This window comes from Cyanobacteria bacterium FACHB-DQ100, from assembly GCA_014695195.1.
Lineage (GTDB): Bacteria > Cyanobacteriota > Cyanobacteriia > Leptolyngbyales > Leptolyngbyaceae > Leptolyngbya.
This window is the reverse complement of the sequence record JACJNW010000028.1, coordinates 1023590-1038589: the sequence shown is the minus strand read 5'-3', so window position 1 is coordinate 1038589 and position 15000 is coordinate 1023590. Positions and strand designations below refer to the sequence as shown.

The 15000-nt window shown below is 49.0% G+C and carries 13 protein-coding genes; 5 read left to right on the top strand and 8 right to left on the bottom strand.

From position 1 onward, the window contains the following. Positions 1-258: 258 nt before the first annotated feature. From pilM to H6F51_16040, 5 genes are all read left to right on the top strand, one after another. Complete coding sequence (gene pilM / locus H6F51_16060) at positions 259-1347, top strand: type IV pilus assembly protein PilM (protein ID MBD1823997.1); 1089 nt, start codon at positions 259-261, stop codon at positions 1345-1347. Next, positions 1348-2217, top strand: a complete 870-nt coding sequence (locus H6F51_16055; protein ID MBD1823996.1) for a PilN domain-containing protein — start codon at positions 1348-1350, stop codon at positions 2215-2217. Beyond that, on the top strand, positions 2214-3089 hold the full coding sequence (locus H6F51_16050; protein MBD1823995.1) for a pilus assembly protein PilO: 876 nt from the start codon (positions 2214-2216) through the stop codon (positions 3087-3089). The genes H6F51_16055 and H6F51_16050 overlap by 4 nt, the downstream gene beginning before the upstream one ends. Before the next feature lie 37 nt (positions 3090-3126). After that, the gene (locus H6F51_16045; protein ID MBD1823994.1) at positions 3127-5403 is read left to right on the top strand and encodes an AMIN domain-containing protein; all 2277 of its coding nucleotides are present in this window, start codon (positions 3127-3129) and stop codon (positions 5401-5403) included. 582 nt (positions 5404-5985) lie between these two features. Continuing rightward, complete coding sequence (locus H6F51_16040; protein MBD1823993.1) at positions 5986-6621, top strand: phosphoribosylanthranilate isomerase; 636 nt, start codon at positions 5986-5988, stop codon at positions 6619-6621. Here the strand turns inward: H6F51_16040 and folE are convergent. The 8 genes from folE to H6F51_16000 all read right to left on the bottom strand — a co-directional run bounded on the left by folE (position 6603) and on the right by H6F51_16000 (position 14937). Beyond that, positions 6603-7283, bottom strand: coding sequence for a GTP cyclohydrolase I FolE (folE, locus tag H6F51_16035; GenBank protein ID MBD1823992.1), 681 nt, complete (start codon positions 7281-7283; stop codon positions 6603-6605). The genes H6F51_16040 and folE overlap by 19 nt on opposite strands. Before the next feature lie 54 nt (positions 7284-7337). Further along, positions 7338-8063, bottom strand: coding sequence for an SDR family oxidoreductase (locus tag H6F51_16030; protein MBD1823991.1), 726 nt, complete (start codon positions 8061-8063; stop codon positions 7338-7340). A 231-nt stretch (positions 8064-8294) separates the two neighbouring features. After that, entirely contained in the window at positions 8295-9290 is a 996-nt protein-coding gene (locus H6F51_16025) for an acetyl-CoA carboxylase carboxyltransferase subunit alpha (GenBank protein ID MBD1823990.1), read from the bottom strand. 43 nt (positions 9291-9333) lie between these two features. Beyond that, positions 9334-9480, bottom strand: coding sequence for a hypothetical protein (locus H6F51_16020; protein ID MBD1823989.1), 147 nt, complete (start codon positions 9478-9480; stop codon positions 9334-9336). Beyond that, entirely contained in the window at positions 9481-11247 is a 1767-nt protein-coding gene (locus H6F51_16015; GenBank protein MBD1823988.1) for a glycosyltransferase family 39 protein, read from the bottom strand. A 246-nt stretch (positions 11248-11493) separates the two neighbouring features. After that, a complete protein-coding gene (locus tag H6F51_16010; protein MBD1823987.1) occupies positions 11494-13572 on the bottom strand; it encodes a hypothetical protein in 2079 nt (692 codons plus the stop codon). A 5-nt stretch (positions 13573-13577) separates the two neighbouring features. Next, complete coding sequence (locus H6F51_16005) at positions 13578-14150, bottom strand: class I SAM-dependent methyltransferase (GenBank protein ID MBD1823986.1); 573 nt, start codon at positions 14148-14150, stop codon at positions 13578-13580. 52 nt (positions 14151-14202) lie between these two features. Next, positions 14203-14937, bottom strand: a complete 735-nt coding sequence (locus tag H6F51_16000) for a glycosyltransferase family 2 protein (protein ID MBD1823985.1) — start codon at positions 14935-14937, stop codon at positions 14203-14205. Between the last annotated feature and the right edge of the window lie 63 nt (positions 14938-15000).

Sequence of the window (15000 nt, the reverse complement as noted above, 5' to 3'; positions counted from 1 at the left end):
TTTTTAATTTCTGAAATTGCTCTATGGCAGGGACTTCAGGATTTTCTTAACTTTTTTGAATCAAGTTGTGTATTCTTGCAAAAAAACTGGGCAGTCTAAGTTCGTTACACCAGAGATTGATTCTCTCAATTTTGATCAAAGTAGCTGTCTTCTCTGCTGCTTTACGTGTGATTACTAGGCTCTCTCAACCCATGCAAGACTGCAATTTCCGATTGCAGAAAACCTGTCACTCATTCATTCATAGCAGGCTAACGAACAGTGGTTAACGTCAAGAGTTTATTCTCAAAAAAATCAAGGGGGGTTGGCATTGAGTTAGCCGCCGATCGCCTCAATCTTGCGGTACTCCGCAAACAGGGTCAAGGCTATCGGCTCAGCACTTATGCCACGGTTCCCGTTCCTGAAGGTGTGTTTCACGAAGGGCAAATTACCGATCCGCCCGCGATGGCAGAGATTATTCAATCTGCGTTAGCCGAACACAAAATTAAAGTTAAACAAGTCGCAACGGCGGTTCCTGGCGGACGAGACACAGTGACCCGGATCATCCCGGTTCCGGCAGAACTCGACGATCGCGAACTGCGCGAAATGGTACTGAATCAAGAAGCCGGATTGTATCTGCCGTTTCCGCGTGAGGAAGCCGATGTTGATTATCAAAAGCTGGGTCTGTTTGTGGATGAGGATGGCATTGAGAAAGTGCAGGTTCTTCTAGTTGCTACCCGCAAGGAAGTCACCGATACCTACCTCGATACCTTTCAGCAGGCGGGATTGAAGGTGGACATTCTAGAAGTCAGCAGTTTTTCTCTGATTCGGACAATTCGAGAGCAGCTCAGACAGTTCGCACCGCAAGAAGCTGTGGCACTCGTTGATATTCAATTTGAAAATACCGAAATTTCGATCACCGTTGATGGTGTTCCTCAGTTTTCGCGCACGGTTCCGATCGGAACCTATCAGATTCAGTCAGCTCTTTCTAGAGCGATGAACCTGCCACCGTCGCGCAATATCGACTTATTGCAAGGCATGACGATTCCTGTAACGGAGCCGAGTCGTCCCGGTGGCAATCCAGGGGCAACCGCAATGTTGCGGGTACTGGGAGAACTGAGCGACGAACTGCGGCGATCGGTGGACTTCTACCTGAATCAAGGTGAAAACCTGGAAGTGGCTCAAGTGATGCTGGCAGGCCCCGGAGCCGCGATCGGGCAGTTAGACGAGTTTTTTACTCAACGGCTGAGCCTGCCTTGCAGCTTAGTTGATCCGGTGTCTGCCTTGTCGCTGGGTGCAGAAGACATTCCAGCAAATTTGCGACCCGGTTTGGGTGTTGTACTCGGTTTAGGGTTGCGGGAGGCCTGGTAAATGTACAGTTTAGATATTAATTTTCTCAACGATCGATCAGAGAGTAAGCCCGATAAGGGGCGAGGCAATCGACCCCAAGCCACCGTCTCAGCCGACGATCGTCGCCCCTTACTCTTGGGCGTTGCAGCGATGGTCTTTTTTCCGGTGCTGGCAGGATCGCTTTTCGGGATTCTCACTCTGCGAAATGGCGATCTAGAGCGGCAGCAAGCCGATCTCGATGTGCAGCTTGGCACCCTCGAAGCCGAGAAGAAGAATCTATCCAAGGTCAGGGAAGAGACAAAGCAAGCGACCGAAGAAGCACAAGCCCTGGCGACGGTGTTTAACCAAATTAAGCCGTGGTCAGCGATGACGCAGGATATTCGCGATCGCTTACCGAAGAGCGTTCAGATTGCCTCGGTTGCCCAGATCGCTCCCGCACAAGGCGCTGCACCGACTCCCGCAGCAGGCGCAACTCCACCCGTTTCGTCCCGCATTGAAATCAAAGGCATTGCCAATTCATTCAATGATGTCAACGATTTTATGCTGACGCTTCAGCAGTCGAACTTCTTAAGAGCCGATCAAACCAAAGTGGTTAGTGCAGAGCTAGGGGAAGAGAAAGCGCTGCAAATCCCTGAATTTCCGGGAGTCAAGCGAGAAATGGGTGGATTCAAGCCGCCTCGCCTACCGCGCAAAGTGTCCTTCACGATCGCCACAGCCATCAACGATGTGCCGGCTTCAGAACTGATCCGGGAACTCGATCGTAAAGGTGCAGTGGGCCTGGTGACGCGGATCGAAGCCTTAAAGCAGCGCGGCGTGATTTCGGCTACTTCAGCGAAGCCTGCCTCACCGACTCCCGCAGCAACTCAAACGGACGGAGCGAAAAAACCATGACGGCTGACTTTATTCCTGATTCAGACTTTGAGAGTACCCCGACTTATCCCACTGCGTTTGGCATTACCTTTACGCCCATGATCAGCGGGGTTGTGCTGGGGGTGATGGGTCTGCTCGGCGCAGGTGCGATCGTCTCTTATCTCGTGATGCCTGCTTGGGAAGCCAATCAAGCCTTGGATGCCAAGGTAAAAGAAAAAACCCAGCAGCTTCAGCAACAAGGCGAGATTCGCAAGCAAATTCAAGAGGCTAAAAACCAGCTAGAGCAAGCGAAACAAAAGCGCGATCAGGTCTATAGCCTGTTTGCGAGCGAAAAGACGCTCAACACGCTGTTGTTTGACCTCAACCAACTGATTGAGCGCAATAATGCAGGCTTATTGGCGGCAAGAAACACCAAGCTCAATGCTTGTCCGGTTTATGTGCAGCAGTTATTTTCAACGCCTGGGGGTGCCCAAGAATTCCAAGACCGCTTTGGGCAACTGGTGGCAGAAGCAAAGCTACGGCGCTTTAAGCCTGACGAGAAGGGAGCGGCGGTGATCAGCGATAGTTCACTGGGTGCGCCGATCGATAACAAGCTGAAGCGCCAAACGATCGATGTTGAAATTCGCGGCAATTTCAACCAAACGCAGTCGATTTTTAGAACGATCGAGCGTCTGCAACCTTTGCTGCTGGTGCGAAACCTATCGGTCAAAGTGGCAGATAACAAGGTGTCTGAAGGCTTGTACGAGATTCAGCCCGACGGCACGATTCGCTATCTGACGAACTGCCAACCGGACAATCAAATCACCACGACGTTTCAGATGGATGCGCTGATGCCACTAACTGAAGTCGAACGCAAAGCAGCACAAGCTGCCGCGCAACCCCCGAAACCATAGCCATAGTTCCTGATTCCCCCAAGGAGGAGTGTATCCCGTGAAAGAGCTTCGATTTCTCAGCTTAGCGACTGCTGCGACCCTAGCGCTAGTCAGCCATCCGCCCGCTTCGGCAAATCCTACTCAGGTTACGAATGTCACGGTCAACCCGAATGGTTCTGGCTTTGATGTGGTGCTGCAAACTCAGGGCGAGAAGCCTCCCCAGGTGTTTAATGTCAATCGCGGCAATACCTGGAATGCGTATGTGTTCAACGCTCAGATCGCACAGCCATACCGTCAGAACAATCCGGCACCGGGCATTGCTCAAGTCTCGGTCACGCCATCGGGTGCAAACGGAGTGCAGGTGTCGGTAGTGGGCACGAATGCAGCGCCGATCGGACAGATTGCCAGCCGCAATGCTCAGGGTGTAATTTTCAACGTCGCGGGTGCAGGTGGTGGTACGCCAAATGCCGCCGTTCCGGTAAATGTTCCGCCTGCTGGGAGCAAGATAGCTCAAGCGGTTCCAGCCCAAGCGACTCCTTCGGCTCCTCTGCCGACGACTCCGGTAGCTCAAGCGATGCCGAACTCGACGACTCCGATCGCTCCGTTTGTACCGAGCGCTCAAGTGCCGAACCAGGGACAGCCGACGGTTCCAGTGGCTCCGGTGCCTCCCTTGCAGCGTCGAGCCGTTGCGCCTCCCGTTGGTGACATTTCAGTTTCTCAGTCCGATGCGTCACCTTCTACGATCGACCTCGGCACGAATGAACGAATTCCCCGCTTAGTGTTAAGAAACGCCCCGGTGAGAGAGGTTCTATCGCTGTTAGCAAGAGCAGCAAGACTAAATCTAGCTTACAGCGAAGCATCAGACGGTCAACAGTCACAAGGATCAACTCCAGAAGCAAAGCCGAACGGCCCAACCATTTCGCTAGACATTGAAAATGAGTCTGTGCAAGATGTATTCAACTATGTTCTAAGAGTAACTTGTGTTCCGATTTCTGCTACTGCTACTGGTAGTAGCAGCAGTGGTAGCGCTCAGTGTGCAAGTTTGGAAGCAACGCGGTCAGGGAAAACCATCTTTGTGGGTACAAGGCTTCCCAATGCAGCAAGAGGAATTATTGTGAGAAGTGTGAGGCTCAATCAAGCTCCTGTTGCAACTGCTCTGAATGTCTTGGTTGGTTTAGGTGCTGAAAGCGCAAACAACCCGACGCAACGAGTTACCAGCGTAAGTTCTGCGGCACAAATTGGAAGCCAAAACAGCAATCAGCAGAACACCCAGCAGAATAATAATTCAACGGTGAGCGATACCGAGCTAAAAGCGCAGCGGATTGAGTTTCAGGATTCGGTACCATTGCTTCGTGGTTTACAGGCGTTAGGAGATGAGCGAACAAATACCATCACATTGACTGGAACGCCAAAACAAGTTGATTTAGCAGTAAATCAACTTGTTTTGGCTGATGTGCGTCGTCGCATGGTTGCCGTCAATGTCAGGGTGGTTGATGTGAACCTAGCCGGACTTAGCCAAATTGGAACAAGCTTCTCTTTTGGCCTTGGAAATAATCAATTCGTCAATAGTAACGGGATTGCGGTATTCAACTTTGGTACGCGTACCCCTGGAGAGGCTTTTGGACTATTTTCTACCCCAGGCCAAGGCAACGTCGGAACTGGAATTGCACCGATAACGAATGGTATTCCTGTCGTTAACTTTGCCCGGAACTTTTTAGCTCAACTTCAAGGAGCAGTTTCCAATGGCAACGCCAAAATTTTGACTGATCCAACGCTCGTAGTTCAAGAGGGACAAACAGCAACGGTCAACCTGATTCAAGAGGTTGTCACGAATTTCAGTCAGCAAACTACGTTTGGCACAGGCGCGTCTCAATCTACCATCACGGTTGAAAAGAAACCCGCAGGCTTAATCCTGCCAGTCAAGGTTGATCGGATTGATGATAATGGCTTCATCTCCCTCTCTATTGCGCCAAGCATCTCTCAACCAGATGGTGCTCAAGTCATCAATATCAACGGCTCAACAAATTCAATTATCTTGCTGTCAGAGCGGAGGTTAGATTCAGGACAAATTCGCTTGAGAGATGGACAAACGCTGGTACTCTCTGGAATCATTCAAGATGCTGATCGGGTCACTGCTACTAAAGTTCCAATCTTGGGCGATATTCCTTTATTAGGTGCATTGTTCCGGCGAACAGAACGATCCAATCAACGACGCGAAGTGATTGTTCTTGTTACTCCTCAGATTATGGATGACAGCGATCAATCAACATTCGGCTACGGCTATGTTCCTGGTCGTGAAACTCGCCAATTCTTGCAGCAGCAAGAGAATCGCTAACGCAAACCCAATCCGAATCTACACTGCCAGAGTTCTTGATGAATTCTGGCTTTTTTATTGCAACTGTTGGGGATGAACGATCGCGATGGCTGATACGATCGCGAATCTGGGAGAGAAATTATTGCGATACCCTTGAGATCGAATATGCCGGAGATATTCCTGCCAATTTCGATAGAGTTTCTCTGAATACTGGCTTTTTCATATCACTGTTCGAGGAGCAATCACAGTGATGTGAGGGACGATCGTAAAATCACGCGGATTCAGTGTAAGCAGATGATCAACGTCGTGCACCAACATGACAGCAATGAGGCAAATATCATGCGCCCTCTTGCCTTGAATCTTGTTGTCACCGATTAGCTGCAACCAGATCGGACATATGAGATCGCTCATCCGCACTCAGATTGATATCCTCATAGAGCAACGCGATCGAGAAAGTCAAATCCACACTCGTTAGCTCAATCTCATCCCCTTGACTGTAAGAGGATTGGCAACCATACAAAGCTTTCTAATTCAGATGGACTTACTCTAGCGGCTTCCACTTCTTGATACGCTATCGTTTGAGGAAACACAACAATTCTAACGATGGGCTTACAAGTCAAAATTTGCGGCATTACTAAAGTAGACCAAGCGATCGCAATCGAACAATCCGGAGCAACCGCGATCGGCTTTATCTGCGTTCCAGGAACTCCTCGCTACATTGAAGCCACTAACATTCGAGTCATTACTAACTATCTATCTGTTGATCGAGTGGGAGTGTTTTTAGATGCTGCGATCGACACCATTCAAGAAACTATCGAAGTCGCAAACCTGAATGTAGTACAACTCCACGGCAAAGAAACCCCGGAATTTTGTCAAAAAGTCCGATCGCTCAATGTCAAACTGATCAAAGCATTACGGATTCGATCGCAAGCAGACTTAGAACAATCGATCGACTATCAATCCCATGTCGATGTGCTACTACTCGATGCGTATCACCCCACCCAAGCAGGCGGCACAGGATTAACGATCAATTGGACAATGCTGAAAGCATTTCGCCCCACTTGTGATTGGTGGTTAGCAGGCGGACTGAATCCGCACAATGTCTCCGATGCCCTCAGCTTAGTCTCACCCGATGGCATCGACTTATCGAGCGGATTAGAAAACGCCCCAGGTGATAAAAACCTGGAGCGCGTTCAACTGCTATTCAACCAACTAAAGACTTACCAGAACGAAGGCTGATGACGAATCAAGTTCAGATACTCCTCGCGAGTCTTCTGATCATCCTGAAACACACCTACCATCGCACTTGTCACCGTCCAAGATCCAGGCTTCTGCACACCACGCATCACCATGCACATATGCGAAGCCTCCATCACGACTGCCACACCCCGCGGCTGAAGCACTTCTTGGAGTGCCTCTGCAACCTGACGAGTGAGACGCTCTTGCACCTGTAACCGTCGCGAATACATTTCCACAATCCGCGCCAGCTTACTCAAGCCCACAACCTTCTCATTTGGAATATAGGCAACGTGTGCCCGTCCCATAAATGGCAGCATATGATGTTCGCACAAGCTGAAGAAGTTGATGTCACGCACCAACACCATTTCATTGTGCCCTTCATCAAAGATTGCACCGTTGACCAGATCCTCAAGCGATTGGTTATAGCCACTGGTTAAGAACCGCATCGCATCCGCAACCCGCTTCGGGGTCTTCAGCAAGCCTTCGCGCTCGGGGTCTTCACCCACCCCAACCAGCATTGTCCGCACCGCATCCATCATCTGCTCGTGTGTCGTCTCGTCGCTCGGCGGTGTAACCTTCACTTCCTGCCCGTTCTGCGTGTTGCGATCGGGTCTCGATTCTAAATTCTTGGCGCTAAATCCATTCGGAGAGGCAATAGTCATGATTGTTGCAAAATAAGTGTGCAAAAAAGAAAGCGTTCAACCAGCAAACTTGTCTTAGAACGTTCCGGCATTCGGCATGAGAATCATCTCTTCTACCACCGCACGATCGTTCATGGTTGCAGCCTGCAAAATCGCGTCTGCCACAATGTCTGGAGTTAACATTGCCGAGCGATCGAAGTCTGCGTTCACCGTTTCGGTATCCCAAATACCGGTATTGACCGACCCCGGTGACAGGGTTACTACTCGAATTCCGTGTGAGCGCTCCTCAGCCGCCAGAGTTTTCGAGAGTGCTAGTATCCCGAACTTGCTGACGCAGTATGCGCCCCAATTGGGAAAGGTTTGATGGGCGGCGATCGAAGCGATGTTGACGATCGTGCCGCGTTTTTGGCTTCGCATTCCAGGCAAGACCGCTTGAATGCACTGAAAAACACTGGTGAGATTGAGATCAATCACGCGTTGCCAATCGTCTAGCGGCATCTCTGCGAGTCCGCCTGTATATGCCATGCCTGCGCTGTTAACCAGAATGTCGATATTGCCGACCTGAGAAACTAGGGCTTCAATTGCAAGTCGCACTTCACTGACATTCGCTAAATCCAACGCACAAGTTTGGACATCGACCCCAAGCGATCGAGCTTCTTGCGCGACAGCATCTAATTTAGATTGCGAACGGCTTACCAGGACAAGGTTGATGCCTGCTTTTGCAAAAGCAAGGGCGGTGGCTTGTCCGATTCCACTGCTTGCCCCGGTAATCAGGGCGCGACGATCGAGGGAGGAGGTCATGAATCCTCAGTCAAAAAACTTAATAGGGTTGAAAAATTGAAAAATACGGCTACCTTCGGTCAGTCACGATTGAGCGTAGCGGTGCAAAACGGCGATCATGTGCTGGAGCGAAGAACCGAGGGAAACTTGAGTCAGCAAGGTATTCAGATGAGCAAGATTTTACAATTCGTTACGTTCTTACTCATTATATCGTGCAGCGGTGCGAATTTGAGTGACCCGCACCGCTGATTTCTACACATGAGTCGGCAATCCTGCTTCGGTAAATACGCCAATATTACGAAACTTCTGATAACGTAGCTCTCGCCGCTGAGTTGGTGTGAATTGATCTAGCTCGTTGAGATTTCGTAGAATTGCTGCTTTTAATGTTTCTGCGGCTTCTAATGGATCGTTGTGTGCGCCGCCGATCGGCTCAAGTAAGACCTCATCCGCAATTCCCATTTCCTTTAAGTCAGGGGCCGTAATCTTCAAGGCTTCTGCGGCTTGTGCAGCTTTCGACGCATCCCGCCATAAGATCGTCGCACAGGTTTCCGGGGGGGCAACGCTGTAGACGGCGTGTTCAAACATTAAGAGCCGTTCTCCAACTCCGATCGCCAAAGCGCCTCCTGATCCACCTTCACCGATGACGCTGCAAATGATCGGCACTTCAAACCCAAACATTTCGCGCAGATTGTAGGCGATCGCTTCTCCCTGCCCGAACTGTTCCGCTTCGAGTCCTGCCCACGCCGCAGGCGTATCGATAAACGTGAGAATCGGCATTCCGAAGCGATCGGCGTGTTCCATCAGCCGAATGGCTTTACGGTATCCACTCGGCGATGCCTGCCCAAAGTTGCGCTGAATATTGTCTTTAGTATTTCGTCCTTTTTGCTGACCGAGCATGACAACCGGACGACCTTCAATCCGCCCGACTCCGCCTACCACTGCCGGATCATCATGTCCGCCTCGATCGCCATGTAGCTCCATCCATTCATCGCTAATGGCTTGAATGTAATCAAGCGTACTGGGTCTGCGAGGGTGACGCGCAACTTGCAGCCGCTGTCCGGGAGTCAACCCGCTAAAAATTTCTTTACGAAGCTCGATCGCACGTTCTTCAAGCAGCGCGATCTGATCAGATAAATCGACTTCGTTTTCCTCAGCGAGTTCTCGAACTTGAGTAATGCGGGCTTCGAGTTCAGCGAGAGGTTTTTCAAAATCGAGCAGAATTGGACGACGATCAGCGGAATTTGGCATCGAGCACCACTCCTAAAATTGAGGAGATGTGATTTTCCCTGTTCTAGATTAGCGGATTGCTGTGCTTAACCACTAGCGATCGCCGAAAAACTACGGAATGACTTCGACGATCATAGTAAAGGCGGCGATCGTTCTTCTCGTTCTCAAGTCCGGCGAAAACGCCGCAATTGATCCGCTGATCCGTTGCCATCTAGGAACGTGGAACAATCCTGGCTTCAACGGTAGGGACAGAAGCAAAATCTGGTGCAGTGATGTTTTTGGCAAACAGCGAGAAAGTAATCCGGTAAGTCCCCGCTCGCTCAGGAAAATTGATCACCCCGATCGCAGTCGTTGTCTTACCAGGGAGCGGCTGCCCCGATACATATAACTGCTGCTGGCGAACTTGCTGGTTGTTATCATCAAACATCGTCACCAAAACCTGTGCTGCTCCAGTATTGACGGCACCCGTTTCATAGCCAAACCACGGCGACGTGCCTGTATTTTGCACTGTCGCGGTTAGCTGCGTCGTTGTTCCGGCTGGAACTGTCAATTGTGCAGGAAGCACCCGCTGGTCTTGGTCGCGAACCTGTAGCACCTTGCCAGAGAAGCCCGCTGCATACTCAGGTCTCTGGGTTGGGCGAGTCAAACGATAGATAATATTCTGGAAGCTTCGCTCGATCTGAGTGTCTTGAAGCTGCCACAAGCGCGAGTTTGAGCCGAGAGCATTTGACTGCACATCGACCGAAATTGGAATTGCATCCCAATACGGCTCAGCAAATACCCCGACAACCTGGGCAAACACAGAAAATGCCACCAGTGCGGCAAAAATAGCGGACTTCCAGTGAACAAGACTGCGACCCAGTTGAGCGGATTGCCTGACATATTGCGCGATCGTATAGTTCAACATCAGGCACAGAACGGGCATGAAGTCCGTCATAAAACGCGGACCATAGCTCCATCCAGCCCACCAAACCCTAAAAAAGCAGTACTGCACAAAGGTCACGCAACAGCTTAGGAACAGCAAAATGATTAATTTTTCGTCTTTCTGTTTCCAGCGCCGCACAATTTGAATAAATCCCGGAATGCACATCACCACAATTGGCGTGTAGACGAACAAGCCACGACTGGGGCTAAACAGCAACCCAACAAATGAAGTGATAAATTGCTTCAGGCTGTAGTCGTAGAGGCCCGATCCTATCATTTGATAACCTCCGCCTGGAACCCGAAAATAATAGAGGTTCCAAGCTAGACTAATCAATGCAGTGGGCAGTCCGAGAACAAGAAAAATGACGCGCCGCCGATATGCGAATAGCGAATAGATCGCAATCATCAGCACAAAGACAATATTTGTTGGGCGAACTGTTAGAGACAATCCGCAGAGCAGTCCTGCATTGAGAATTAAAAGATTTTTCTTGCGATCGTGAGCGCGATTGGCTTGCCATAAACAAAGAATGCACCCCAGCAGTAATAGGTTAGAAACGCCATGCTGCCAGAGGGATTGCGAGCTAATCACCCAGGTTTCGGTTGCAAAGGCATAAATAAACGTTGAAATTAGGGCGATCGATCTCTCAACCTTCAGCCGACTGAGCCGATAAAACAGCACGACAGATAGCGAGGCGAGAAGTGCGGCTGCAATTCGCTCAGATAAGATTCGCAACTCCCCAAAGCTGGCGCTGGTAATGTCTATTGCACTCCCCTGTGGATGAAATATCAGCAGCAACAAATAAAAGCAAAAGTAAATAGGGAAGCTAACGATCGCAGCCCCGATCGGATACACAGAATTGAGATGACCGCTAGAACTTTCATTGAAGAAGTGAGGTAATGGACGCACTGCGGCCGCAGCATCCCCTGCATAAAAGATGCCGTTTCTAAAGTTATCAAAATCGAGCCTGCCGTTAAATAGCCAATTAAACGCCAAGAGCGAATTCGGAATGGAGTCTCCTGAGGTGATATTTTGACCGCTGGCAAAATAAGTCACAGCACAACTAAAGAAGATCACCCAACTCTCGATAGCTCCCTTTTGATTCAGCAGAGATTTGAATCGATTAAACAGATTGATAGAAGAGATGTCATATTTCATAGCAAGAATCATCAGGATGACAGGAGGGTGTATTTCAAGATGCAATAGAGTGCATGAAATCTATCCAGCCAATCTCCTTGGCCCATATTCAACAGGATTAGACTAGCAGATTGCCTGTCGTCAACCACTCGGATCGACAAGAAACTACGGCACGATTTCGACCGTCGCATTGAAAGATTTGGCTCCATGATCGCTAAACCAAGCAATCCCCTCTTGCACAAGCGTTAAGCTGAGCCGATAGATTCCGGGTGTTTCTGGTGCTCTTACTACAGCATTGAGCGCCACTGTTTCTTCGGGTGCGATGCTTTCTGGAATGGGGGTGCGTTGTCCATTATCCAGTGCGATCGTTCCATCCGGTTTAAGCCATCGGTACGAGAGATTGAGCGGTGCTTCTTTGGTTTGAAGCCAAGTATAGAGACTGGTGTTGCGGAGTAATAGTGGAACTTTGACGGCTTGATTGGCTTGAATCACAGGCGGAACTTCTGCTTGAATGGCTTGGGTAAATCCCCGCAGCGGAACGTTAGGCGGTACAGGAATCACAGAAGTTGTGAAATTTTGGGATTGAGTCTGAATTGCCCCGTCGATCGATTTCACCGGAATATTAGGGGTAAGCTGAGATGTCTTAGTAGACTGAACCCAACAGAGTCGCCCCTGCATTCTGCCGCTGAGCCACTGCACGACCGTTGGAAAATTCGCGCTTTCTTCGATCGTCCTTGGCAGTCCCGCAGGCACTGAACCGGAATATCCATTGATCACAGGAACACCTGCTTTTAGCCCTGCCCACATCATCGGGATCTGTTGTAGATAGAACCCTGTGCCTGGAGCAGCAACTAAGTAAGCAACATCACATTTTGAGGAGATGGAAGCTTGTAGCTCGGATTCAAGCTTTAAAGCCGGCGCTTTTTCATACGCCATTGGCTGAAAGATAATGAGTTCTGGCAGGCTAATCAGTAGGAGTGTGAGCGCGATCGCCGACCGGAATTTTGGCTTTGCAATCCTGTGTCTTAGCATTCCATCCACACAGAGCAAACTAGCAGCTAAAACATACACTTCAATCATGTAAACGATTCGCCCAGTGGCGCGAATTGCCGTTGCACCGGGAACGATCGCATAAATCACTTTCCACAGCGAAAAGCCAAATATCTCCAGCGACAGCCCAAATAAAATGAATGCGGTGATTAGACTTGCTTTCACAAGAATGCTTCGTTCTGGGGTCAAAACTTCTGGTCTAAATCGCACAACATAAACCGCAAATGCAATCAATCCAAAAACAGTAAATCCCATAAATAGCAAATGCTGATTTGGATCAAGTCGTGAATCAAACAGTTTAGAAAGCAACGGCGACCATAAGCTATTTTGTGGCGGAAGTAACCAGGAGGCGAGGCGAGGCAGCATCGTTTCGACTTGAGAAAACGGAAAAACTCCAATCGTTTGTGTGATCTTCAGGTAAGGCAGAAATAATGCAATTAAGGCGCTGATCCAAACCAAAATAGCAACGATCGTTGATCGCCATTTTCTTCTTAAAAACAGCAAAAGATTTTGCCGATAGTGATCTTCAAGCCAAAGCACGATCGGCACAAACAATAACAAACTAAATAGAAGAAACCAGCCATGATAATAAGCTGCGAGAATCTGTAAAAAGATGAATAATAGGGCTAAATAAAATCGATTTTCGGTTGGTTTACGGAGAAATTTCCAAATAAAAAGAACAGCAATCGGTGTATAAAACTGACACAACAATTGCCCATGGAAAAGCTGCCCCATTCGCGGAAATCCGAATGCAAAGATAAAACCCCCAAATGCTGTAAGTGCGTGACTTATTTGTAGGCTTCTTAACAGAATCACAAAGGATATAAAACACAGGAGCGCCGCCAAAATCATCCAGCATTGATACGCTAGATCAGCAGGTAAAATGCCGCGCAACACCCAGTAAAACGGCGCAGCACCGAATAAATTTTCAGAGAGCGCCAAAGTATTTTTTAGCGGAAAGAAGAACGCAGGCGTCCACAATTCAGCATGATAATTTTGATTAACGACAACCTGAAACGAATGCTCTAAAAGGTAATGCACCAATCGAGTATCACCCAATTCTGCCTGTGCTTTTGAAAACCCGCTGAGCAAAGTCGGATGAAATCCAAGAAATACGCCCAATACTGCCACGGCGCTGTACAACAGGAGTGACTTAAATCGTTGCGATCGGACTACGCTGAGATGAATCGTCACAATTACTAGCCTTTCCTGACCGTACAGAAATTATTCATCCACATCTGAAAATACCGATGTCGAAATTGTTCAAATCCTGCAGCTTGAATCAAAGCTTGCTTAAGTTTTTGGCGATCATAGTACCGCTTATGGTCGCGAATTTCAGCCTCATCGACAATTTTGAGCCGATAAGATAGAAACTCCAAAACAGGCTGCGCCCAGACCGAAGGCACCGTTAGCACCAGTTTCCCATCGGGTTTAAGAACGCGATGAATTTCCTTCAAGATCGCCTGCTCGTACTCAATATGTTCCAACACTGCCAACATCGTGACCACATCAAAACTGGCATCGGCGAACGGCAATTTCTCGCCCAAATGCACCTGAATGGTCTTCAAATTTGGAGTTTGAAATTCTGCGACTTTGAAATCAACCCCGTATCCTTGCTGAATTCGAGGTGCGATCGCCTTGAGAAACGCCGCTTTTCGCCCGCAACCCACATCTAAAACAATTGAGTTTGCTGGAATTTCAGCAACTACCCGTCTCAAGCGCAACCAGCGCAGTAACGGTTCTAAAAGCGGTTCACGGTTTGACTTTCCCATATGACATCCTTTGTGAGAATTTGATGAATGAGAATTTGATTAAAGTTGCAAATTAACGAGTTTTTGACGCAAAAAGATTGTATTTCACAATGCAATAGATTGCCCTGAAACCATCCCTCCAACCAATTTTCTTACCCTCTTTGTATGTCCGACCGTAATAGGAAATTCCCACTTCGTAAATGCGGCATCCCATTCTGACAACTTTGGCGGTAATCTCTGGCTCAAATCCAAATCGATTTTCTTCAATTCGCACCGATTGAATCACCTCACGCCGAAACGCTTTGTAGCACGTTTCCATGTCCGTTAGATTGATATTCGTCAGCATATTGGACAGGGTGGTCAGGAATTTGTTGCCGATCATATGCCAGTAGTACACGACGCGATGGGGCTGATTGCCGACGAAGCGAGACCCAAACACAACATCAGCTCGACCCTCTGCGATCGGCTTAATCAGCAACGGAAACTCTTGTGGGTCGTACTCTAAATCGGCATCTTGCACGATCGCAATATCTCCGGTAATTGCTGCGAACCCAGTTCGTAAGGCGGCTCCCTTGCCGCGGTTGGTCGAATGATAAAGGACCTGATCGACTTGCGGTTCGAGCCTTGATCGTAAGAGTTCGGTCGTGCCATCGGTCGAGCAATCATCGACCACGATGATTTCTAAGTTCGGAACCGGAGCGGCTTTTACCGTCCGAATTACCGTTTCGATCGTCCCCAGCTCGTTGTAGCAAGGAATCACAACCGATAACTTGACATTGGACAACCTAGTTTCTTCAATGGCTTGCATCTGTCAGGCAGTAAAGGTAGAAGTTTTCGGACAGCGACAGTATATCGCATTGCCTTTGGATAA